General features: G+C 64.0%; 23 protein-coding genes. 13 read left to right on the top strand and 10 right to left on the bottom strand.

Features of this window, described 5'->3' with window-relative positions; all coding sequences use genetic code 11:
* Nucleotides 1-259: 259 nt before the first annotated feature.
* From LVE68_RS10080 to hslV, 5 genes are all read right to left on the bottom strand, one after another.
* Nucleotides 260-448 (bottom strand): hypothetical protein, encoded by a 189-nt coding sequence (locus LVE68_RS10080; protein WP_232940156.1) that lies wholly within the window; start codon nucleotides 446-448, stop codon nucleotides 260-262.
* Nucleotides 449-859: 411 nt separating this feature from the next.
* On the bottom strand, nucleotides 860-2434 hold the full coding sequence (locus LVE68_RS10085; RefSeq protein ID WP_232940157.1) for an alkaline phosphatase: 1575 nt from the start codon (nucleotides 2432-2434) through the stop codon (nucleotides 860-862).
* 224 nt (nucleotides 2435-2658) lie between these two features.
* The gene (locus tag LVE68_RS10090; protein WP_232940158.1) at nucleotides 2659-3033 is read right to left on the bottom strand and encodes a gamma-butyrobetaine hydroxylase-like domain-containing protein; all 375 of its coding nucleotides are present in this window, start codon (nucleotides 3031-3033) and stop codon (nucleotides 2659-2661) included.
* A 1-nt stretch (nucleotide 3034) separates the two neighbouring features.
* On the bottom strand, nucleotides 3035-4360 hold the full coding sequence (gene hslU / locus LVE68_RS10095) for an ATP-dependent protease ATPase subunit HslU (protein ID WP_232940161.1): 1326 nt from the start codon (nucleotides 4358-4360) through the stop codon (nucleotides 3035-3037).
* Nucleotides 4361-4524: 164 nt separating this feature from the next.
* Nucleotides 4525-5064, bottom strand: a complete 540-nt coding sequence (gene hslV, locus LVE68_RS10100) for an ATP-dependent protease subunit HslV (RefSeq protein WP_232940163.1) — start codon at nucleotides 5062-5064, stop codon at nucleotides 4525-4527.
* A gap of 357 nt (nucleotides 5065-5421) precedes the next feature.
* Here hslV and LVE68_RS10105 point away from each other — a divergent pair, with 357 nt between their 5' ends.
* A complete protein-coding gene (locus LVE68_RS10105) occupies nucleotides 5422-5661 on the top strand; it encodes a DUF2798 domain-containing protein (RefSeq protein WP_232940164.1) in 240 nt (79 codons plus the stop codon).
* Nucleotides 5662-5733: 72 nt separating this feature from the next.
* Here LVE68_RS10105 and LVE68_RS10110 read toward each other — a convergent pair whose 3' ends face one another.
* Nucleotides 5734-6342 (bottom strand): SPOR domain-containing protein, encoded by a 609-nt coding sequence (locus LVE68_RS10110; RefSeq protein ID WP_232940165.1) that lies wholly within the window; start codon nucleotides 6340-6342, stop codon nucleotides 5734-5736.
* Between the two features lie 89 nt (nucleotides 6343-6431).
* Nucleotides 6432-8645: a primosomal protein N' gene (locus LVE68_RS10115; RefSeq protein WP_232940166.1), complete on the bottom strand. Its 2214-nt coding sequence runs from the start codon at nucleotides 8643-8645 to the stop codon at nucleotides 6432-6434.
* Nucleotides 8646-8928: 283 nt separating this feature from the next.
* Here LVE68_RS10115 and rpmE point away from each other — a divergent pair, with 283 nt between their 5' ends.
* The 10 genes from rpmE (at nucleotide 8929) to rsd (ending at nucleotide 16533) form a co-directional block, all read left to right on the top strand.
* Complete coding sequence (gene rpmE, locus LVE68_RS10120) at nucleotides 8929-9141, top strand: 50S ribosomal protein L31 (protein WP_232940167.1); 213 nt, start codon at nucleotides 8929-8931, stop codon at nucleotides 9139-9141.
* Between the two features lie 23 nt (nucleotides 9142-9164).
* Nucleotides 9165-9980: a thermonuclease family protein gene (locus tag LVE68_RS10125; RefSeq protein ID WP_232940168.1), complete on the top strand. Its 816-nt coding sequence runs from the start codon at nucleotides 9165-9167 to the stop codon at nucleotides 9978-9980.
* A gap of 122 nt (nucleotides 9981-10102) precedes the next feature.
* Entirely contained in the window at nucleotides 10103-11365 is a 1263-nt protein-coding gene (locus tag LVE68_RS10130) for a malic enzyme-like NAD(P)-binding protein (protein WP_232940169.1), read from the top strand.
* A gap of 141 nt (nucleotides 11366-11506) precedes the next feature.
* Nucleotides 11507-11917, top strand: a complete 411-nt coding sequence (locus LVE68_RS10135; protein WP_232940170.1) for a hypothetical protein — start codon at nucleotides 11507-11509, stop codon at nucleotides 11915-11917.
* A gap of 138 nt (nucleotides 11918-12055) precedes the next feature.
* Nucleotides 12056-13636, top strand: a complete 1581-nt coding sequence (gshA, locus tag LVE68_RS10140) for a glutamate--cysteine ligase (RefSeq protein ID WP_232940171.1) — start codon at nucleotides 12056-12058, stop codon at nucleotides 13634-13636.
* A gap of 94 nt (nucleotides 13637-13730) precedes the next feature.
* Nucleotides 13731-14333 carry an acyl carrier protein phosphodiesterase gene (locus LVE68_RS10145; protein ID WP_232940173.1) on the top strand — a complete coding sequence of 201 codons (603 nt, stop codon included), beginning with the start codon at nucleotides 13731-13733 and terminating at the stop codon, nucleotides 14331-14333.
* Nucleotides 14330-14821, top strand: a complete 492-nt coding sequence (locus LVE68_RS10150; RefSeq protein WP_232940175.1) for a disulfide bond formation protein B — start codon at nucleotides 14330-14332, stop codon at nucleotides 14819-14821. Before LVE68_RS10145 ends, LVE68_RS10150 begins: the two co-directional genes overlap by 4 nt.
* A gap of 38 nt (nucleotides 14822-14859) precedes the next feature.
* Nucleotides 14860-15249, top strand: coding sequence for a CidA/LrgA family protein (locus tag LVE68_RS10155; RefSeq protein WP_232940177.1), 390 nt, complete (start codon nucleotides 14860-14862; stop codon nucleotides 15247-15249).
* On the top strand, nucleotides 15242-15940 hold the full coding sequence (locus tag LVE68_RS10160; protein ID WP_232940179.1) for an LrgB family protein: 699 nt from the start codon (nucleotides 15242-15244) through the stop codon (nucleotides 15938-15940). The genes LVE68_RS10155 and LVE68_RS10160 overlap by 8 nt, the downstream gene beginning before the upstream one ends.
* A 125-nt stretch (nucleotides 15941-16065) precedes the next feature.
* Nucleotides 16066-16533 carry a sigma D regulator gene (rsd, locus tag LVE68_RS10165; protein WP_232940181.1) on the top strand — a complete coding sequence of 156 codons (468 nt, stop codon included), beginning with the start codon at nucleotides 16066-16068 and terminating at the stop codon, nucleotides 16531-16533.
* 146 nt (nucleotides 16534-16679) lie between these two features.
* On the opposite strand, the gene LVE68_RS10170 is transcribed toward rsd, so the two are convergent.
* Complete coding sequence (locus LVE68_RS10170; protein WP_232940183.1) at nucleotides 16680-17516, bottom strand: FKBP-type peptidyl-prolyl cis-trans isomerase; 837 nt, start codon at nucleotides 17514-17516, stop codon at nucleotides 16680-16682.
* 484 nt (nucleotides 17517-18000) lie between these two features.
* Here LVE68_RS10170 and LVE68_RS10175 point away from each other — a divergent pair, with 484 nt between their 5' ends.
* The gene (locus LVE68_RS10175) at nucleotides 18001-18984 is read left to right on the top strand and encodes a histidine kinase (RefSeq protein ID WP_232940185.1); all 984 of its coding nucleotides are present in this window, start codon (nucleotides 18001-18003) and stop codon (nucleotides 18982-18984) included.
* A 3-nt stretch (nucleotides 18985-18987) separates the two neighbouring features.
* Here the strand turns inward: LVE68_RS10175 and LVE68_RS10180 are convergent, their stop codons facing one another.
* Nucleotides 18988-19476, bottom strand: coding sequence for a TIGR02444 family protein (locus LVE68_RS10180; protein ID WP_232940187.1), 489 nt, complete (start codon nucleotides 19474-19476; stop codon nucleotides 18988-18990).
* A 97-nt stretch (nucleotides 19477-19573) separates the two neighbouring features.
* On the opposite strand from LVE68_RS10180, the gene LVE68_RS10185 reads away from it, so the two are divergent.
* Nucleotides 19574-21490, top strand: a complete 1917-nt coding sequence (locus LVE68_RS10185) for an ATP-binding cassette domain-containing protein (protein WP_232940188.1) — start codon at nucleotides 19574-19576, stop codon at nucleotides 21488-21490.
* On the opposite strand, the gene LVE68_RS10190 is transcribed toward LVE68_RS10185, so the two are convergent.
* A complete protein-coding gene (locus LVE68_RS10190) occupies nucleotides 21491-22363 on the bottom strand; it encodes a porin family protein (RefSeq protein WP_232940189.1) in 873 nt (290 codons plus the stop codon). It lies immediately after the preceding gene.
* Nucleotides 22364-22366 lie beyond the last annotated feature (3 nt).

The following is a 22366-nucleotide window of genomic DNA, read 5'->3' on the forward strand; positions in this document are numbered from 1 at the left end:
TGGTTCATGCATATGGAGATAAGAAGGGCCATGCTGATACTCAGGGCAGATGAGTAGAATACGCTTGTTACAACAGCACAACCACAAGCTTCGCAGTAGGTACCATCCTCCAAGAGTCCAACATCAATACTGCATGTTTTACATTGAGGGCACTTTCGATATTTTTTCATTGTCAAACACAATAGGATTTTAAAGCCGGCCTGGATGGCTAAAGTTTTTTCTACCAAGCCGGCTCCAGCTCCTGTTAGTTTACTTTGGTTTAGCGAACCCTGGAATCCAAGCCCACTGCTGCCTGATAGGTTCCGTAGGACAGTGAAAAATTACCAATGAAATGCTTCGCTAACTTACTCGTCACAAACCTGGTTGCGAAACCAACAGCCACCGGTAGTAGAGCCTGATAAAAACCACCATTTACATTTTTCATTTCCTGAAGATTTAGCTCACGCATTATTTTCTCCCTGGGATGTCAACCATATGTGAGCCCGTAATGCGCTACTTCATTTGGTGCTCGCCCTTGATTAGTAGTTACAATTGAACTCAGCGCTAATTCATCAAGCGCCTGAAAACACTATCCTGCGTGCCGATGTAGAACAATAAAAAAATACGCCAGATTAAAATCAAATCAAAGATGACATTTACTATCGAGTGAATAATGCTTGGATGTGGTAAATATTTAAAATAAGATCTATTTCAGCCGGCTAATAATCAACTAATTTTATTTTTATAAATCTTCCCCGCAGAGATAGTTTCAATCCAGTCTACAGGCGGCGCTTACAACTTATTCTTACACCTGGAGCATTCATAGTAAGCCTCGCTAACAAAGTTATTAGCGAGGCCTCTACCTCTATAAGTTGCCGGATCAATCGGCCAGTAAACCACCCGACCGGGCCATTACATGGAAGATATAGCTCTGCTCACGGGTACCGGACAGCAGGTGCGCGCCGGGGCCGCGGGCCCAGATACCCACGTCCTCGCCACCGTGGGTCTCGGCTTCGGTGGGTACCAGTGCTTCCTGGTGGAAGCCCGGTGCGGTGGTGTCCACTTCGGCCAGGTCCTTGCGCCCGTTGCTGGCGGGCAGGCCGTAACGGACATCCGCATCGGTCTCATCCCCCAGCGCGGCAAAGCCGCGTCCATTGGCATAGCCCAGGGTGGTGTAGGGCTTGCCATCATCGGCCAGTTTCGGTTCCGACTCCGGTTCACCGCGGCTGTCATTGCCGACCACCTTGCCCAGGATGGGATTGCCGCGGGTAGGGTAGCCGGCCATGGTGAATACATGGCTGTGGTCGGCGGTTACGATTATCAGGGTGTCTTCCGGATCGGTATTGTCCATGGCCACCCGCACCGCCCGGGCGAATTCCACCGCATCGGTGAGTGCGTTGTGGGCGCTGCCGGCGTGGTGGCCGTGGTCGATTCGACCGCCCTCCACCATCAGGAAGTAACCGTCTTTGCCCCTCTCCAGCATCGCCAGCGCCTTGCCTGTCATCTCTGACAGGGAGGGTTCGCTCGCAGTGTCTTGCGGGCGGTTCGCCTCGTAGCGCATATGCGAGGGCTCAAACAGGCCCAGCAGTTTGCCGGTGGCCGCCGGGTCCACATCCACAAACGCCTTGCGGTCCTCCACGTACACGGCGGCGCTGGCTTTGCTATCCCGGTTACTTTTTCCCGCGTAGCGCTGCTGCCATTCCTGCACCAGGTTGCGGCCATCCTCGCGCCGGCCCGGCTCACTTTCCAGGTCGGTAACCTCTTTCGGCAGGAACGCGCGCCGCCCGCCGCCCAGCACCACATCGATACCGTCACCGTAGGGGAATTCCACCAGCTGCGCGGCGATATCGCGACAGCCTTCCGGTGCACTGTATTCCCAGCCGCGCTCGGCGGCCTTGGCGTAGGTGGCCGCCGGGGTGGCGTGGGTGATGCGCGCCGTGCTTACCACGCCAGTGCGCTTGCCCAGTCCCTCGGCCAGTTCCAGGGCGGTAACCAGCTCGCGACCGCGGCTGGCGGCGCAGTCGCCCCGGGGCACGTCGCCGGTCACACCGAACATGCCGGCACGGGTTTTCACGCCGGTCATGATGGCGCTCATGGTGCCGGCCGAATCCGGGGTCTGCTGGTTGGTGTTGTAGGTCTTGATCAGGCCGGAGAAGGGCATTTCCTCGAAACTGAGCCGGTATTCCTCACCGCTCATACCCTGCTGCTGGCCGGCCAGGATCCGTGCGGCGGTGACCGTGGAGATACCCATGCCGTCGCCCACGAAGAGGATGATATTTTTCGCTGCCCCGGGTTTGTTATTGATCGGCTGCGCGGCGGATTTCTCCAGGTTCGCCTGGCCCTCGGTAAACCAGCTGCTGTCGCGCTGCGCCTCGGGCAGGACGGGTTTGGCAAATGCGCTGCCAGACAGTATCAGGGTGCCGGCCAGTGCCAGGGGGGCCATTGGGTTTCGCATAGGTTGGACTGCTCTCTTTCCTTCGGGCTGTTTGTTATTCGCGGGGTGCTCTGTGCTATCGGAGTGTACTCCCCGGCCTGGTAGCAAATTGTGCCACAGGCGGGCCGGCACCGGGATGACAGTTCATTGAAAGGCAGTCCGGAACACCGGGGGCTGGCGGAAGAGGCGTGAGGGGCAGGATCAGCCTGGGAGAGCGCGGCGAGCAAAGCCCGCACAGGGCTGGCTCAGGGCATAAATTTTACCGCGCTTTCGTCCGGGTCGCGGCCCTTGCCCGCCGCCTGGAGGCGCTCGAGATAATCGCGCCAGTAGGTGTCGTGCTGTTCGCACAGCTCGCGCAGGTAATCCCAGGTGTAGATGCCACTGTCATGGCCATCGCTGAATACCAGCTTGAGGGCATAGCGTCCTGCGGCTTCCACGGTATCGATGCCCACATGGATTTTGCCGTGCACCAGCACGCCCTCACCGGGACCATGGCCACGCACTTCGGCACTGGGGGAGTAAACCCGCAGGTACTCGGCCGGCAGGGTGTACTCCCGGTCGGGGTACACCAGCTGCAGGCTGTTTTCGCCGCGGTTGAGGCGGATACGGGTGGGCTTCATGTCAGAGGATAAACCGCGACAGGTCTTCGTCCTGGCTCAGCTCACCCAGCTGGCTGTCGACGTAAGCGGCATCGATGGTGACCGTCTTGCCGGCATCGCCGGCGTCGAAGGAGATTTCCTCCAGCAGTCGCTCGAGCACCGTGTGCAGACGCCGCGCACCGATATTTTCCGTGGTCTCGTTGACCTGGAAGGCCACCTCGGCGATTCGCTGGATACCGTCTTCGGTAAATTCCAGGTCCAGGCCCTCGGTGGCCAGCAGTGCCTTCTGCTGCTCGGTGAGCGAAGCGGACGGCTCGGTGAGGATGCGCTGGAAATCGGCAGAGGTCAGCGAATCCAGTTCCACGCGAATCGGCAGGCGGCCCTGCAATTCCGGGATCAGGTCGGACGGCTTCGACAGGTGGAAGGCGCCCGAGGCGATAAACAGGATATGATCGGTGCGGATCATGCCGTGCTTGGTGGTGATGGTGCTGCCCTCGATCAGCGGCAGCAGGTCGCGCTGCACACCCTCGCGGGAAACATCCGCACCACCGCTCTCCTGGCGCTTGGCCACCTTGTCGATCTCGTCCAGGAACACGATGCCGTTCTGTTCCGCCGCCTCGATGGCGCGGTTCTTGATGTCCTCGTCGTTGACCAGGCGGGCGGCTTCCTCGTCGGTCAGCTGCTTCATCGCCTGCTTGACGGTCAGCTTGCGCTTCTTGGTCTTGCCCTGGGACATATTCGAGAACATGCCCTGCAGCTGGTTGGTCATTTCCTCCATGCCCGGGGGGGCCATGATCTCCACCCCCATGGGCGCAGCGGAAACCTCCACCTCGATCTCTTTCTCGTCCAGCTGGCCCTCGCGCAGTTTCTTGCGAAACATCTGGCGGGTACTGTTATCACCGCGCTCGGCGGGATCAGTACTGCGCGCCGGGGGCAGCAGGGCATCGAGGACACGGTCCTCGGCGGCATCCATGGCGCGCTGCTGTACAGCCTCCATGGCTTTCTCCCGCTCGAGCTTTACCGCCATTTCCACCAGGTCGCGGACAATGGATTCCACATCGCGGCCCACATAACCCACCTCGGTAAACTTGGTGGCCTCCACCTTGATAAACGGCGCGCCGGCCAGCCTGGCCAGGCGGCGGGCGATCTCGGTTTTGCCGACACCGGTGGGGCCGATCATGAGGATATTCTTCGGGGTGATCTCCGGCCGCAGCTCCTCACTCACCTGCATCCGGCGCCAGCGATTGCGCAGCGCGATGGCCACGGCGCGCTTGGCCTCTTTCTGGCCGACGATATGGCGGTCCAGTTCATGGACGATTTCACGGGGGGTCATCTGGGATTGGGACATTGGGGTTCCTGCAAATTCTGTAATGGTTCCGCTACTTGCCTTGCGGGCCATGGCCGGCCCGCATGCCGGCCTATAACACCCGTTATCGGCCTGGCGGGGGGCCCGGTGCGGACATGGGCCGCAGCAGGCGTTATCCGTGCCATCCGGGCGGAATGGCGCAGCGCTTAATAATCCAGCTCTTCGATGGTGTGATTCTGGTTGGTGTAGACACAGATATCACCGGCGATCTTCAGCCCCTGCTCGACGATGGTGCGGGCGTCCAGGTCGGTGTTGTCCAGCAGCGCGCGGGCGGCGGACTGGGCAAAGGGGCCGCCGGAACCGATGGCGATCAGGTCGTCTTCCGGCTGGATCACGTCGCCGTTGCCGGTCACGATCAGGCTGGCGGTCTCGTCTGCCACCGCCAGCAGGGCCTCGAGCCGGCGCAGGGCGCGATCGGTGCGCCAGTCCTTGGCCAGCTCCACCGCGGCGCGGGTCAGCTGGCCGCCGTGGGCTTCCAGCTTGGCCTCGAAGCGCTCGAACAGGGTGAAGGCGTCGGCGGTGCCGCCGGCAAAGCCCGCGATCACCTTGTCCTTGTACAGGCGGCGCACCTTGCGCGCATTGCCTTTCATGACGGTGTTGCCCATGGACACCTGGCCGTCGCCGCCGATAACGACCTTGCCATTGCGGCGAACGGAGAGAATGGTGGTTCCGCGATATTGTTCCAAGGGGGACCTCTTGAATCCGGGGTTCTGGTCGCAGGAGCGGCCGGCGGCCGCGACTACCGGGATTTCCCGGACCTGGTCGCGGCCATGGGCCGCTCCTACGGGGGATATTCATTGCTCAGTGGTAAGTGTGGTCATTGGTGGGATTTTTCAATACGGGGCGGTTAAAATGCGGCCACGCTGCCAGCGGCGCCCGGGAAGCGCTGGATGACCCCGCACCGGGTTTGCAGGGCTTTCAGGGCGTTCCACCAGCCGCGCTACAGCCGATTGAAAGATCTCGACATGGCCGCGAGATCCCGTCCTGGTTGCAATCCGCCCTGAAAGCCAGATTGGCCACGAAGTTATCCAGAGGTTCCCGCTGTGCCCAACCTGCCGCCACGTCTCTATACCCCGGTCTTTGCGCTCTTCATGTCGTGCATGATGTCGCTGCTGATGTCGGGGATCATCACTTTTATCAATACCGGGATGGATACTGGCTTCGTATTGCGCTGGCTGCGCGCCTTCCTGGTGGCGTGGGCGGTGGCTTTTCCGCTGGTGTCGTTTATCGCACCGCTGGCCCACTGGCTGACCCGCAAGCTGGTCAGGCACCGGGACCTGTAACAGGCCCCGGGCCGGGAAAGGCGTCAGAAGATAAAAGAAACAGCAGATGTCGCGGGACAGGGCCCGCCGCGATCAGCCTGACTTGGGCGCGCGTTTCAGGACCAGAGGCATCAGCTCGTGCTCGGCGAGAATCTCGCGCGCCTTGGCGACCCGCGAACGGCTCTGGTAGGGGCCGATGAGGACGCGGTGCCAGGTCCCGCGGCTGTCGGTGGCGGTTTCCACCTTCACATCCAGGTTGGAGAGGGCCAGCTGCGCGCGCAGCCTGTCAGCCTCGCTGGCATCGCGGAACGACGCGGCCTGCAGGATATACATCAGCTCCGGCTCCGCGGCAGGGCGCTCGTCCCGTACGGCGATCTCCCGCGGGGGCTCACTCTCGCTGTCATCGGCGCTGGGTGCACGGTCCGGGCGGATCAGCTTCTTGGTTTTCGGCGGCGGGACCGCCACCTCGTTTTCCTTCAGCAGCGTATAGAAATCGAACTTCGGTGAGCGGCCGTCATCTTCCGCCTGTTCCGATTGCGGCGCCTGCTGGCGCGCGGCACCGCTGCCGGCGCGGTCGTTATCGAGCCCGTTGAGGAAAATCAGGAACACCGCGAACCCGCCGACAAAGTTGCCCAGGACAAACCAGACCCAGGCGGGCTTGCTGGCGGGGCTGTTGCGACGGCTGGCGTTGCGGCGGCTCATCTCGGTTCAGTTCCTTTTTATCGGTGTGGCTTGCGTCAAATTGTAACGCCTAATGCATGGCGGGGGGACCGGGCGACGGCAGTATTCGGTCAGGACAATTCCTGCGCGTCCATATCGACCGCCCAGCGCAGGCGGCGGTTCCGGTTGCCCTCGGCCCACTGGCACAGCCGCGCCAGCAAGGGCTGCAGCCGGCCGCGCTGTTCCGCCGTCACCTGCAGGTAGAAGCGATAGCGCCCGGACTTGCGCTCCAGCAGTGCCGGCACCGGGCCCAGGTACTGGATTTCCGGTGACGACGGGGCCATCGCCTCCAGGTGGCCGCGCGCCTCCTCCAGGAAAGCCTCGGCCCAGCGCGGTTCCTCGCACTCTGCCCGCACCAGCGCCATGGCCCGCAATGGCGGCAGCTGCGCCGCGGTGCGCTCGCGCAGCAACTGCCGGGCGAAGGCGCTGTAGCCTTTCTCCAGCAGCAACTGCAGCAGCGGGTGCTCGGGGAAGCGGCTCTGTACCAGCACCCGGCCGGCCAGGTCGCCGCGCCCGGCGCGGCCCGCCACCTGCTCCAGCAACTGACCGGTGCGCTCCGGTGCCCGGAAGTCGGCACTGAACAGGCCGCCGTCAGCATCCTGGATGACCACCAGGGTGACCCGGGGTAGATGATGGCCCTTGGCCAGCATCTGTGTGCCCAGCAGCAGGCAGGGCTCGCCATCCCGCGCCGGCGCCAGCAGGCGATCGAGGGCCTGCTTGCTGGCGGTGGTGTCGCGGTCGACACGGATCACCGGGAAATCGGCAAAGCGCCCCGCCAGCAGTTCCTCGCTGCGCTCGGTGCCGCCGCCCAGGGCGCTGAGCGAGCGGCTGTGGCACTGCGGGCAGGCGTCCACCAGCGGCCGCCGGTAGTCACAGTGGTGGCAACGCAGCTGGCGCTGGCGCCGGTGCAGGGTGAGCTTGCTGGAACAGTGCGGGCAGTCCGCCAGCCAGCCACAGTCGTCGCAGGTCAGGGCGGGGGCAAACCCGCGCCGGTTGATAAATACCAGCGCCTGCTCACCGCGGGCCAGGGTATCCCCGATATGCCGCAGCACCTGCGGCGCGAAGCCCTCCTCCAGCTGCTGCCCCAGGGTCGGCACCACATGGATCTGCGGCGGTTTCGCATCGCCGGCGCGGCGGCGCAGGCGCAGGTGCTGGTAGCGCCCACTGAGGGCATTGTGCAGGCTCTCCAGCGAGGGGGTCGCCGAACCCAGCAGCACCGGCACGCCGGCGTTGCGGGCCAGCACCACCGACAGGTCGCGGGCGGAGTAGCGCACCCCGTCCTGCTGCTTGAAGGAACCGTCGTGCTCCTCATCCACCAGCACCACACCGGGGCGCGGCAGGGGCGTGAGGATCGCGGAGCGGGTGCCGATGACGATATCCGCCTGCCCGGAGGCGGCCGCCAGCCAGGCGCGGGCCCGTTCGCCGTCGGCGAGGCCGGAGTGCAGTGCAGCGATGCTGTGCCCGGGGAAGCGCGCGGCGATGCGGCGCAGGGTCTGGGGAGTGAGGCCGATCTCCGGCACCAGCAACAGGGCCTGCCGGCCCCGGTCCAGCGCGCGCTGCATCAGGCGCAGGTATACCTCGGTCTTGCCGCTGCCGGTGGTGCCCTCGAGCAGGGAGGCGGAAAAGCCCTCCGCAGCCACCGATTGCAGCACCTGTTGTTGTTCCTCATTGAGTTCTGGCGGCGCGGCCGGTTCGGCGTCGGGGATGGGCGGCGGTACTGTGGGCCCGGATTGCCACTCGGCCAGTCCCCGCTCCACCAGCGCCCGTGTGGCGGTCGCCGGGTGGCCCAGTTCCTTAAGGTGGGTACGGCTGTGGCGGCCGCGCTCCAACAGCAGTTGCAGCAGGGCCTGCTGCTTGGGCGCCCGTGCCAGCGCAGATTCCGGCAGGCCCTTGCCCTCGGTGGTGAGTTGCAGCCACTGCTCGGCCCAGTGGTCAGCTGGCTTGCCCTTGCGCAATGCCACCGGCAGGGCCGCCGCATAGAGCTCACCCACCGGCGCCTGGTAATAGTCCGCCGCCCATTGCAGGAAAGCGCGGCTGCGCTCATCGAACAGCGGCCGCTGGTCAATCAGCTCCAGCGCCGGCTTGAGCTCCGCCAGCGGCGACTCCCCCACGATATCCACCAGCACGGCCACCAGCTTGCGGCCACCGAAGGGGACCCAGATACGCTGGCCGGGCACCAGTTGTGCCGGGTCGGTGCCGGACGGCGGCAGGTAGTCGAACAGGCGCCGCAGGGGGACCGGGACTGCCAGCCGCAGGATGACCGCTTGTCCGCCGATTGTCGCCAAATTGCCCCCCGCTCACGTTACTGCCTGTGCAAGCGCGGCATGATAACGCACCTGGAGCGCCAGCTGCCTGCCCCTGTCACCGCCTGTCCCGCCGGTCACCCGGGGTATCCGACGGCATCGCCACCAGTGGCGGGGCCTGCGGCGCGATTGTGCTTGATCCGGCCGGCTAATCTGATTAGTATGCGCCGACTTTTTAAGCAGCCCGGAACTCTACCAGTTCCTACATCAACGACGACTCCGTGCTCGGCAACAGACCGGGTGGCGGATTCGAGCAGAGGCAATCATGAAAGCAGATATCCATCCGAACTACACCGATGTGACCGCAACCTGTTCCTGCGGCAACAGCATCAAGACCCGCTCCACCCTGGGCAAAGACATCCAGCTGGACGTGTGCTCCCAGTGCCACCCGTTCTACACCGGCAAGCAGCGCGAAGCGAGCACCGGTGGCCGCGTGGACCGCTTCAAGAAGCGTTTCGGCAGCCGCATCAGCAAGTAAGCGAGTCTCGCAGGGCCGTTGCCATGAACAACGGCGAACACTGCAGGAAAAAGGCACCCCGGTTTACCCGCGGTGCCTTTTTTTGTGCCCTCACACTGCTGTTCCCGCCTGCCTGGGCGGATTGCGTGCTGGGACAGGCCGACGAACTGGTGGCAGTCGAGCGGGTTCAGGATGGTGACACCCTGCTACTGGAGGACGGCCGGCGAGTGCGCTTGATCGGCGTCAATACGCCGGAGATGCCCCGCAAGGGGGAGCCGGGGGAGCCGCTGGCCCAGGCGGCAACCGACTTTACCGAGCGTTTTCTCGATGGAGGCGGGGTGGAGCTGGTGTACGACCGCGCCCGGCGCGATCGCTACGGCCGCGTGCTGGCCCACGTCTATAACCACCGGGGCGAGAGCCTGGAGGCCGCACTGCTGTCGGCGGGACTCGCATTCCATATCGCCATCGCCCCCAACCTGGCCCTGGCCGAGTGCCTGCATACCCGCGAGGAATGGGCGCGGCGTGCCGGTCGCGGGATCTGGGCAGCCGGTACCTGGCCGCGGCTGCGGGCAGGGGACGTCCGTCCCGGCGACGGTGGCTTTGTACTGCTGCGGGGCCGGGTGGAGAAGGTCGACCGCAACCACTTCCTGTGGCTGGAGCTGGACGGGCCGGTGGCGATCCGGCTGGATCCCACCCGCGATTATGGACAGGTGACGGGGCGCGATTGGCAAGATCGCGAAATAGAAGTGAAAGGCTGGCTGGTGGACCGGGGCACGAAATACCTGTCCCTTTATCCGCAAAATAAACGCTGGTTTATTGCGGCAGATTCCGAATTTACCATCGAAATTAGTAGGGATTAGCGTTCACGAACCCTCCTCGCCCTTGTAGCGGCAGACCTGCCTCGGTTATTCTCTGCGCCCCCGCAGTAAACCGGTCGCCACTTAGCGGGTTAGCGACCACTGACTCGAGAGAATTACCCAAGATGAAGGATGCGAAGGAAGCATTGCGCCAGGCAGCGCTGGATTACCATGCGCTGCCGACCCCGGGCAAGCTGTCGGTAGAGCTCACCACACCGGCGCAGACCCAGGAAGACCTGTCCCTGGCCTACAGTCCCGGCGTCGCCGAACCGGTGCGCGAGATCGCCCGCGACCCGGATGCCGCCTACCAGTACACCGGCAAGGGCAACCTGGTGGCAGTCATCTCCAATGGCAGTGCCATCCTCGGCCTCGGCAACCTGGGCCCGCTGGCATCCAAGCCGGTGATGGAAGGGAAGTCCCTGCTGTTCAAGCGTTTCGCCGGGATCAACTCGGTGGATATCGAGGTGGAGGCCAAGAGCCCGGAGCGCTTTATCGAGACGGTCAGCGCCATCGCCAACACCTTCGGCGGCATCAACCTGGAAGATATCAAGGCGCCGGAGTGTTTCCATATCGAGGAAGCGCTGATCGAGCGCTGCCCGGTACCGGTGTTCCACGACGACCAGCACGGCACCGCCATCGTGACCGTGGCGGGCATGCTCAACGCCCTGGAGATCCAGGGCAAGAAAATCGAGGACGTGCGCATGGTGTGCCTGGGTGCCGGCGCAGCCGCCACCGCCTGCTGCAAGCTGATGCTGGCCGCCGGGGCCAAGAAAGAACAGATCACCATGCTCGACAGCCGCGGCGTGATCCACTCGGGGCGCACCGACATCAACGCCTACAAGGGCGAGTGGGCACGGGATACCGAGATGCGCACCCTGGACGATGCCATCGAGGGCGCCGACGTATTCCTGGGCGTATCCGGCCCGGACCTGCTGTCCGCCGAGCAGCTCAAGCGCATGGCCCCGCGCCCGGTGGTTTTTGCCTGCTCCAACCCCAACCCGGAGATCTCGCCGGAACTGGCCCACAGCGTGCGCGACGACCTGATCATGGCCACCGGTCGTTCGGACTACCCGAACCAGGTCAACAATGTGCTCTGCTTCCCGTTCATCTTCCGCGGCGCCCTCGATGTACGCGCCGTGCGTGTCAACGAGGAGATGAAGCTGGCGGCCATCGAGGCCATCCGCAAGATCGCCCACCTGCCGGTGCCGGACGCGGTGCGCGAGGGCTACGGCGGTATCGAGCTGGGCCTGGGCCCGGCCTATATCCTGCCCAAGCCCACCGATCCCCGCCTGCTGCCGGAAGTGGCGGCGGCGGTGGCACGCGCAGCGGTGGACAGCGGCGCGGCCCGGCTGCCGTACCCGGAGCACTACCCCCTGGAGGCGATCTGAACCATCGCCACCGTTGGCGCCCCGCATCCATTTCCGCGCCGGCCCAGCCCGGCCGGGACGGGTGCGGGCCGCCGGGTTCTTGACCCCGTTCCCTCCATCGCTACACTGCCCGTCTGTACATAAGCAAAGTTGTCCTTCCGCATGAGCCATGTGTACGTGCTGACGAACCAGCACCAGCGATTCCTGAGCAAGAGTAACGAGTGGATCGACGGCCGCGACGCCGGCAAGCTGTTCCGCAGCGAGCACAAGGACGTCGCCATCAACCAGATGTTTGAGGCCAACACCCGCGATGTCAGCCTGCGCATCGAACTGCTGCAGTGCGACCTGAACCCCAAGGGACAGCCGCAGGTGCCCGAGGAGGCGCTGGGCGACCCGGAAATCGAGCCGGGCTCACCGCCGGAAACCCCGCCGGAGCAGAACCCGGAAATCATTCCCGAGCCCACCCCGGAGATTGAACCGGGCGAGCCGCCGGAGATCACGCCGGAAGAGCCACCCGAGATCGAACCGGACCAGCCCGGCGAAGACGCGCAGCGATCCGGTTCGGCCGTCTGATTCCGCGGCCGCCAATCCTATCCTTGAGAAAACCGGCGCCGGTCCCCATATCGGCCGGAGTGCCGGCGGCCGCCGTACCGGTCGGCGGTTTCCCAACGGCAGTCCAGAGGCACAGCCAGCCTCAGTAAGGAGATACGAGTGCCCCATTACCTGGCCGCCCTGGCCCAGCCGCAAACGCTGCAACTGCTGAAGGGCATTCGCCGCGGTGTCGAGAAAGAGAGCCTGCGGGTCAATCCCGATGGCACCCTGGCCCGCACCCCGCACCCGGCAGCACTGGGCTCGGCGCTGACCCACGACCTGATCACCACGGATTTCTCCGAGGCCCTGCTGGAGTTCATCACCCCGCCGGTGGCGACACCGGAAGAGGTCCTGGAGACCCTCGACCAGATCCATCGCTACACCTACGGCGAGATCGGTGACGAGCGGCTGTGGGTCAACAGCATGCCGTGCGTGCTGGGCGAGGACGAGGATATCCCGGTGGCGCTCTATGGCAGCTCCCACAGCGGTTCCATGAAAACCGTCTATCGCCTGGGGCTGGGCCTGCGCTACGGCCGCGCCATGCAGACCATCGCCGGTATCCACTACAACTTCTCCCTGCCGGAGTCTTTCTGGCAATGGCTGCACGAGCGTGAGGGCAGCAGCGAGGAGCTGGGCGAATTCAAGACCCGCCGCTACTTCGACCTGATCCGCAATTTCCGCCGCCATTACTGGCTGTTGATCCACCTGTTCGGTGCCGCACCGGCTGTGTGCGCCTCTTTTGTCGAGGGGCGCGATCACTCCCTGGAGCCATTCGACGGCAACCCCAGGAGCCTGCACACACCCTACGCTACCTCCCTGCGCATGGGCGACCTGGGTTACAACAGCGACGCCCAGCAGTCACTGATCGTCTGCTACAACGACCTGCCCAGCTACCTGTCCACCCTGTGTGCGGCAATCAGCAAACCCTATCCGCCGTATCACGAGCTGGGTGTGAAGGACGCCGGGGGCAATTACCAGCAGCTGTCCACCGGCCTGCTGCAGATCGAGAACGAATTTTACTCGCCGATCCGGCCGAAGAACCCGGCCCGCATGGGTGAGACCGCGCTGTCCGCACTGGACAACCGCGGGGTGGAATACATCGAGGTGCGCTGCCTGGACCTGAACCCGTTCGAGCCACTGGGCATGGACGCGCAGCAGATGCGCTTCCTCGACTGTTTCCTGCTGCACTGCCTGCTGGAAGACAGCCCCAAGACCGACGACGCGGATTACCGGGCCACGCAGGAAAACCAGAACCGCATTGTCTACCGCGGCCGCGACCCGCAACTGAAGCTGGTCCACAACGGCGGCGAGCGCCCGCTGGTGGACTGGGCGGAGGAGCTGCTGGGCCAGATGCAACCGCTGGCGGAACTGCTCGACCGCGCCTGGGAAGGTGACGACTTCGCCCGCGCGCTGGCAGCACAGCAGCAAAAAGTCCGTGGTGAAGTCGCCACTCCCGCGGCGAGAATGCTGGCGGAGATGCGTGAACGCGGCCAGAGCTTCTTCGAGTGGGCCCAGGACAAGGCCGAACAGCACCACCGGTACTTCCGCGAACGCCCCCTGGACGACAGCACCCGCGAGGAATTTGCCCGTGGCGCAAGGGAATCCCTGGAGCGCCAGCGCGAAGTGGAAGCCGCCGATACGGGCACTTTCGAGGATTTCCTCGGTCAGTACTATGCGCAGTATACGTTCTGCCAGCGATAGCGCTGGCCCAGCCCGAACCGGCTCCCGGCCCGCCTGAGCTCGCACCGGCGGGCCCGGGTTGTCCCCCACCAGTAATCGCCAGGCCCAAAGCCCCATGAACTATCTCGCCCACCTGCTGTTATCCGGCCCCGACCCGGACTGGCGCCTGGGCGGCCTGCTGGGGGATTTCGTCAAGGGCCCCCTGCGGGGTGAGTTCCCCCCCGCCATCGAGGCCGGCATCCGCCTGCACCGCCGCATCGACGCGCGCTCCGATGCCCACCCCGCCTATGTGGATGCCCTGCAACGGCTGGGCCCGGAGTGGCGACGCTACGGGGGTATCGTGCTGGATATCTGGTTCGACCACCTGCTCAGCCGTCAGTGGGACGACTGGCACCCGTATTCCCTCGACAATTTCTGTGACCAATGCTGGCGAGACTTCCACGCCCGCAGGCGGTATATTCCGCCCGGCGCCCGGCGCTTTATGCAGCGGGCCGAGCAATTTAGACTGCTGCAGAGCTATCCCGACCGCGATGTCATTGCCCGCACCCTGGAGCGCGTCGGCCAGCGCCTGCGACGCCCGGTGGCACTGCAGGCTGCACTGCCCGCAGTGACCGCCGCCGGGGAAGCCCTGGAGCGCGACTTCGATCTGTTGTTCAGTGACTTGATGCTCGATGCCCGGCGGTTTCGAGAGGATTTTTCAGGATTCGATAACAAATGAGCCTTCCCAACCCGCGTATTACGTTTTTGCTGGTTTTTCTCGCCGTCATTTTTCTGCTCGGCAGTGCCTTTTACCTCGAGTATGTCCGGGGACTGGAGCCCTGCCCGCTGTGCATTACCCAGCGCGTAATGCTGCTGGGCGTGGGGCTGGTGTCCCTGCTCGCATTTGTGCACAACCCGGGCGTTATCGGTCGACGTTTATACGGCATGCTGGTGTCACTGTGGGCACTGGGCGGCCTGTACTTCTCTGCCCGCCAGCTGTGGCTGCAGAGCCTGCCCGAGGACCAGGTCCCGGCCTGCGGTCCCGGCATCTCCTACATGATCGATGCCTTTCCTTTCCTGGATGTGGTCAAGGTACTGCTCACCGGTGACGGCAACTGCGCCGAGGTGCAGTGGACCATGCTGGGCCTGAGTATTCCCGCCTGGGCCGCCGTGGGCTTTGTGGGCCTGGTGGTATTCGGCCTCTGGCAGGCCTTCCGGCGCCAGTAAACACCCCCTGCCTGATGCCCGGCCACCCGAAAAGCAGCGTGCGGATCAGCGGCCGCGCTGGCGGCTGGCTGGCCGGTGCGGCCCTGCTGGTAGCGGCTAACCTGGCCGGTAACTGGTTACAGGCCAGCCTGGCGCTGCCGGTACCCGGTTCGGTTCTCGGCATGCTGCTGTTGCTGCTGGGCCTGCTGGTTTACGGCAGCGTACCGCAGGGCCTGGCGGAAGTGAGCGGAGCGTTGCTGCGCCTGCTGGCGCTGCTGTTCCTGCCCGCCGCCACTGGCCTGTTCTTTCTCCGCGACCTCTCCCCCGCAGACTGGCTGGGCCTGTTGGCAGCCACGGTGCTGGGCACCCTGGCCAGTATCGCGCTCTGTGCCCTGCTGCTGAAAAAACTGCTGCGACGTTACGGCAGCGGGGCCGGCCCCCATGCCTGATTCACTGCCGGCACTGCTGGGCCACCCGCTGTTTATCCTGCCACTCAATGTCGCCGGTTTCCTGGGCGGCCTGTGGCTGTACCGGCGCAGCGGCACCACGCTGCTGCACCCGATCGTCGGCGCCAGCCTGCTGGTGGCGGGCAGTCTCTATGCGCTGGGAATCGAGTACCGGGACTACCAAAGCGCCAGCGGCGCCCTGTATGCGCTGCTGGGGCCGGCAGTGGTGGCGCTGGCAGTGCCGCTGAGACAGAACCTGGCGATCATCCGCCGCGCCGCCATGCCGCTGACAGTGACCCTGTGTGTGGGCGCGGTACTGGCACCGCTGATTGGCGTCGGTCTGGCACTCTTGCTGGGCGCCTCCGGCCCGGTGCTGGCCGCACTTTCCGGCAAGGCGGTAACCACACCGATTGCGCTGGCCATTGCCGGCAAGGTAGGTGCCGCCGAGAGCCTGACCGTGGGGATCGTCGTGTTCAGCGGCGTTGTGGGCGCCGTCCTGGGGCCGTCGCTGATGCGGCGACTGGGTGCCGGCGACCCGCGCATTGTCGGCTTTGTGCTGGGCATCAACGCCCATGCCATCGGTACCGCGCGGGCCCTGGAAATCAGTGCCCTGTGCGGGGCCTTCGCGGCGCTGGCGATGGGGCTGTGCGGCGCCCTGACCGCGGTATTCCTGCCACTGCTGGCAGGTGCCTGACAGCGCCGGCTTCTGGCGCCGATTGCCGCCTTCGCCTTGCCCGCGATACCCGAATCTCCTATCTTGCATAAAAGCCCGCTGAGCATGATTGTGGTGGGGCAGAGCGAGATAAAAGGAAGCCTGAAATGCTGGAAAACTGTAAGTCGGCGCGTGAACGTTGGGGCGGGGTCAGCGACATAATCGATCGCTGGCTGCATGCCCGCCAGGCGCTCCTGGTGCGCTTCTGCAGCCTGTCGGAAAACCGGGAAGTGCGCGACGGCGATGCCCGCACTGAAGAAGCAGTGCGCGAGCTCTGCCAGCTGCTGATGGACTATGTGTCGGCGGGCCACTTCGAGGTGTACGAGCAGCTGATACTGGAAGGCAAGGCATTCAATGACGAAGCCGGGCTGGAAAAATCCCGCGAGCTCTACACCAAAATTGATGCCACCACGGATATCGCCGTGGACTTCAACGACAAGTACCTGGAAACCGACGATTTGGACAGCCTGCCGAAGGACCTGTCACTGCTGGGCGAGGCGCTGGAATCCCGCTTCCGTTCCGAGGACGAGATGATTTCGGTCCTGCACACGGCGCACAAGAACCAGCTTGCCTGACTCCCCGCCGCTGTTTCCCGTCGCCGGCCTGCAGGGCCACGAGCGGTTGCTGCAGGCAATGAGCGCCAGGGGGACAGGGACTTAAAAGGAGACAAAAAAAGGGCCGCTGGATAGCGGCCCTTTTTCTTGTCGGTGCAGGAAGTAGCTTACTCCTGCTCCTCCTGCGGCGCCTCTTCACTACCGCTCTCATCGGTCGCCTCGCCTTCACCGGCGGCAGGTTCTGCATCGCTACCCGCGCCTGCCTCTCCTTCAGCAACGTTCGCCTTGTGCAGTTCCACTTCGAAAATCAGGGTGGCATTGGGGCCGATCAGGCCGCCCGCACCGCCGGGACCGTAGGCCAGGTCGGAGGGGATATACAGTTCCCATTTAGCCCCTTCCTTCATCAGCTGCAGCGCCTCGGTCCAGCCCTTGATCACCCCGCCGACCGGGAACTGTACCGGCTCACCGCGGGCATAGGAGCTGTCGAACTCGGTACCATCAATCAGGGTACCCTTGTAATCCACCTCGACGGTGCTGTCGGCAGACGGGGTATCACCACTGCCTGCGCGAATCACTTTGTATTGCAGGCCGGAGTCAGTGGTAACCACGCCTTCCTTCTGGGCGTTTTCTTCCAGGAACGCCTTGCCTTCGGCCATGTTTGATTCTGCCTTGGCCTTGAATTCCTGCTCCTGCTTGGCCAGCATCTCCTGCTGCTTGGCCTGCATGTTTTCCTGGAAGACGGCGATTACCTGCTGCTTGTCCTCATCGCTGAGGCGCGACTCACGGCCGGCAGCGACATCTTCGAGAGCCATGACAACAACCTTGGAATCCAGTGCGACACCCTGCGAGTCGAGCCGGCGGGCCATGTCCTCGGCAATGATGTAGCTTACTTTCTGCTCCTGGGTTTCCAGTGCGATTTCTTCGGCCTGGCCGGAATCTTGCTTGTTACAGCCTGCCAGCATGACGCCCAGGGCAACCGCCGCAGCCAGTGGATATTTGTTCATATGGGTTGTCTCTTAAGTCTCTGGATGTATTTATTCGTAGGGTTCCTTCAGACCCGGCCGGGCTGGCCGGGTCCGGGATGCGGCCCAGTAGCCGTGACAACTCCGCCATCGGGTTGGCGATCCAGTTCACGACCGCCGCATGACGGCGTGTCAGCCGATGCCCAGCAAGTCTAACGCAAGGTGACTACCGGTGCACACCGATGCCGTTCACATGTTCGAACACTGCCACATTTGCGCAGTTCCCTCCGCCTGTGGAATTTTACCGGCACTTTCGGGCGCTTTTCCGTGGTTGCGGCATACAATTTTGAAAAAAACAGCGCTATTATCGTGGGCACCTGCGGTTGCTTTGGATTGCTAAAAGGTTTTGCTCCCTGGGCAACGCGCCAGTGCAAGTAACTGTGAATGCGGCACCATCCGCAAAAGTGCCGGGCACCCACACTGCCCGGATGCGTTGAATCGATAATAAACCTCAGGATATTGACTCATGGCTGCCAAAAAGAAAGCTGTCAATCCAGTCGCAGAGCTGGAAGCGCAAATTGCCAAGCTCACCACCAAACTCGACAAGGCACGTACCAAGCAGGTAACCGATGCCAGCAAGGCGGTGCAGAAATCCAACAAGGCCCTGGCCGCTGCCAAGGACAAGCTGGCCAAGGCCAAGTCCAAGCTGGCAGATGCCCGTACTGCCGCCAGCAAGCGCAAGACCGCTGCCACCAAGAAGCGGGTGGACACGGCGAAGGCCAACGTGGAAAAGCTGACCGCCGCAATGGCCGATGCCCGCGAAGCTGCCGCCGAGGCAAAACAGGCCGAAGCCGCAGCCAAATCCGAACTGAAGCTGGCGGAACAGGTAAGTAAGGTTGCCGCCAAGGCAGAGAAGGAAGTTGCCAAGGCAAAGAAAAAGAAAGGGGCCGCCAAGGCCAAGACGGCGCGCAAGGCTGCCAGCGGCAAATCCACAGCCAGGAAAGCGGCCACAGCCAAGAAGCCGGCGGCCAAGAAGGCTACCTCCACCAAGAAGCCCGCCGCCAAGAAGTCTGCAGCCAAAAAGGCAACAGCCGGCAAAACTGCGGCGAAAAAAGCCGCACCCAAGAAGGCTGCAGCCAAGAAAGTCCCGACCAAGAAAGCGACAACCAAGAAAGCCCCCGCCAAGAAGGCAGCTACAACTGCAGCTGCAGGGGCTAAATCAGCGGCGAAGAAACCCGCAGTGAAGAAAGCGCCGGTCAAGAAGGCACCCGCCAAGAAGGTTGAGGCCAGTGAGCCGGCCCCGCAGAAATCACCCGCCCCCAGTGCGGTAAAACCGACTCCGGCGGAGACCGCCAGGCCGGCAGAACCCAAGCCGGCGGAAGCGAAACCGGCTGAAAGCACACCGGCCCCCGCCAGCAAGCCGGCCGAGGCCCCCAAGCCGACACCGAGCATCACTCCGGTGACGCCCTTTAACAGCCTGTTTTCCAGCGAGCGCTCGGACGACCAGTAACGTTCAGGTGCCACCGCTACAGTAGCTGTCGATCAGGCCCGCCCAGCGGGCCTGTTCTTTTTGCGGCAGGCCATATTGCTGGCCCGCCAGTGCCAGCGCGCAGCGATCCTCCGGCCAGGTCTCCTGCTGCAGTTTCCACAGTACCGCCAGCTGTAGCTGTTCCAGTTTCAACTCATAGTTTTTGCAGCGCTTATACAGTGACTGGGTCCGCGGGCGCATACGCCCGAGCCAGCGTCGCAGGTTGCGCACGCTGGCGATCATACGCCGGCGCGGGGCAAGCCCGCGATCCGCCACCCGCCAGCTCTCCTCGCTCAGCTGCCGCCCGGAGGCCGACACATAGGACGCCCACAGCATCAGGCAGACATCCGCACCCCGGTCGTCCTGGCAGGCCAGCAGGAATGCCTGCACTTCTTCATGGCGATAGAAGTCGAGGCTGAACTCCCACAGGGGATTGTCCAGGGCGGAAGAGGATGGAGGGGAGCGTTTCGTCACGTTAGAATCCCGGCTTTCTTATCGGGTGTGCCGCGCGGCTGTAATGTCGTTAGCCTAGCACCATGGCGCGCCGGGGTAACTCCGGAAGAGGTTTTTCTTGATCAATCTGCAAGGCGTCTCGCTGCAACTGGGCGGGCGCGAACTGCTGCACAATGCTGACTGCCGCATTTTTCCCGGCCACAAGGTGGGGATTATCGGTGCCAATGGCTGCGGCAAATCCACCCTGTTCAAGCTGCTGCTGCGGAAGCTGGATACCGATAGCGGTAGTGTCGAGCTGCCTGCCGGCTGGCGCATCGCACACATGGCACAGGAGGTGGCAGCGGGCGACCAGACGGCCCTGGACTACGTGCTGGATGGCGACGCCGAGCTGCGCCGACTGCAGCGGGAGCTGGAAACACTCGAGGCCGCGGCCTCACCGGACGGGCGGCGACTGGGGGAACTCCATGAGCGCATGGCGGCGATCGACGGCTACAGCGGCCCGGCCCGCGCTGCCCAGCTGCTCGACGGCCTGGGGTTTTCCCACGCCCACCAGCAGCGGCCGGTAAAGAGTTTTTCCGGCGGCTGGCGTATCCGCCTGAACCTGGCACGCACGCTCATGTGCCCCGCCGACCTGATGCTGCTGGACGAACCCACCAACCACCTGGACCTGGATGCCACCCTGTGGCTGGAACAATGGCTGCAGAAGTTCCCCGGCACACTGCTGATCATCTCCCACGACCGGGATTTCCTCGACGCGGTGGTGGACAGTGTGGTCAGTTTCGAGCACCGCCAGCTAGTCCAGTACAGCGGCAACTACAGCGCCTTCGAACGCACCCGCGCCGAGCGCCTGGCCCAACAGCAGGCGCAATTTGAGAAGCAGCAGGCCCAGCGCGCGCATATGGAGGACTTTGTCCGCCGTTTTCGCGCCAAGGCCACCAAGGCCCGCCAGGCCCAGAGTCGCCTCAAGGCGCTCGACCGCATGGCGCAAATTGCGCCCGCGCACGTGGATTCCCCCTTTCGCTTTTCCCTGCCATCGGCGGACAAGGTCTCCAACCCGCTGATCGACCTGCGCGACGCGGAACTGGGCTATGGCGACAAGGCGGTGGTTCACAAGGTACAGCTGGGCATCCACCCGGGCCGGCGCATTGGCCTGCTGGGCCCCAATGGCGCGGGCAAGTCCACCCTGATCAAGACCCTGGCCGGCGAGCTGGCGCCTATCCATGGCGAGCGCCAGTGCGGTGAGCACCTGGCCATCGGCTACTTTGCCCAGCACCAGCTGGAGGCGCTCGACAGCGCCGCCTCGCCGATGCTGCACCTGCAGCGCCTGTCACCGGAAGCCAGCGAGCAGTCACTCAGGGATTTTCTCGGTGGATACGGCTTCACCGGCGACCGTGTGTTCGAACAGGTGGGCGGTTTTTCCGGCGGCGAGAAGGCGCGCCTGGCACTGGCGATCCTGGCCTGGCAGAAACCCAACCTGCTGCTTCTGGACGAGCCCACCAACCACCTGGACCTGGAGATGCGCCACGCGCTGGCGCTGGCGCTGGCGGAGTTTCCCGGCGCCGTGGTGCTGGTTTCTCACGATCGCTACCTGCTGGCCAATACCGCCGATGAATTCCTGCTGGTGGCCGACGGCAGGGTGCGGGCGTTCGACGGCGACCTGGAGGATTACCGCCAGTGGCTGCTGGAGTTCCGCCGCAACGAGCGCGCCGGGGAGAAGGCCGCCGTGCGCCAGGACGACCAGCCCACGGAAGGTAAAGAAGACAGGAAATCCCAGCGCAGGGCTGCCGCGGCATTGCGCGAGCAACTGAAACCCCTGACCAACCGGCTCAAGCGCGTGGAGCGGGACATGGCGCAGGTCGAGGAGCAACTGGCCGGGCTCGACGCCCGGCTCGCCGACGAGAGTCTCTACAGCGGCGGCCAGCAGGAGGAGATAGCCAGGCTCAACCGCGCCCAGGCCGAGGAGCGGGAAAAGCTCGAGTCGCTGGAGATGGAGTGGCTGGAAATCAGCGAGCAGCTCGACGCGGCGCGAGGCTGATCACTTGACCGGGAATTCGCCCTGCGGCGGGGTCTCCGGGCAACCCTCTTCGTCCACGGCCGTCGCGTAGGGCGTGCCGGGGCACAGGTCGAGGTAATCCGGCACACCGTCGGAGTCCGAGTCGATCGGGCAGCCGGTGTTATCCACCGCCACTCCGGGCGGGGTCTGCGGGCACATATCCACGTCGTCAATAAAGCCGTCGCCATCGGTATCCCGCACCACCGGCGGAAACTCCATCCACTGGTAGCCGATGGTAAAGCTCAGTGCCGTATCCATACCCCCGCGCTCGACTCCGTAAAAGGCACGCGCATCGGCGCGGGCCTGCCAGCGCGGTCCCAGCCGGTATTTCACCCCGACCCCGAAATTGGCCATGGTCTGGCGATCGTGGTCCTCCCTGCTGCGATCGAAGAACACCGGGCCGTCGTAGTCCGCCGGGATTACCGGCAATGGCTCGAGCAGGCGGTCATACTCGATCCGGACCTCGCCGACACCGAAGGCCAGGTAGGGTTGCCAGCAGAAGTCGCCACAGAACTGCCCGGCAAATTGCCAGAACAGGTCCATGTGGTAGTTGTACACGTCGACTTTTTCGTCCAGCCCATCGATGTCCGCCGAGAAAGCGTCCACCACACCCTCGAGTGCCCAGCGGTCGGTGATATTGAAGCCAAGGCCGACACCGCCGCCAGTACTGTCATCCAGCTCAAACTCCTCGAACGGGGTGCCGTCCAGCCGCTCGCTGTTAAACCACTGGCGGGTTCCCTTGAGGTAGAGGTTGAGGGTGCCCTCTTCGTCGGCGAGGGCGGGCATGCAGGGCAGGGCGAGAAACAGCAGCGCAACGGCGACGGTGCGCGCGGGCCGAAGACTCTTATCAGTCATTGT

The sequence above is a fragment of the Microbulbifer sp. YPW16 genome (assembly GCF_021290385.1).
Lineage (GTDB): Bacteria > Pseudomonadota > Gammaproteobacteria > Pseudomonadales > Cellvibrionaceae > Microbulbifer > Microbulbifer zhoushanensis.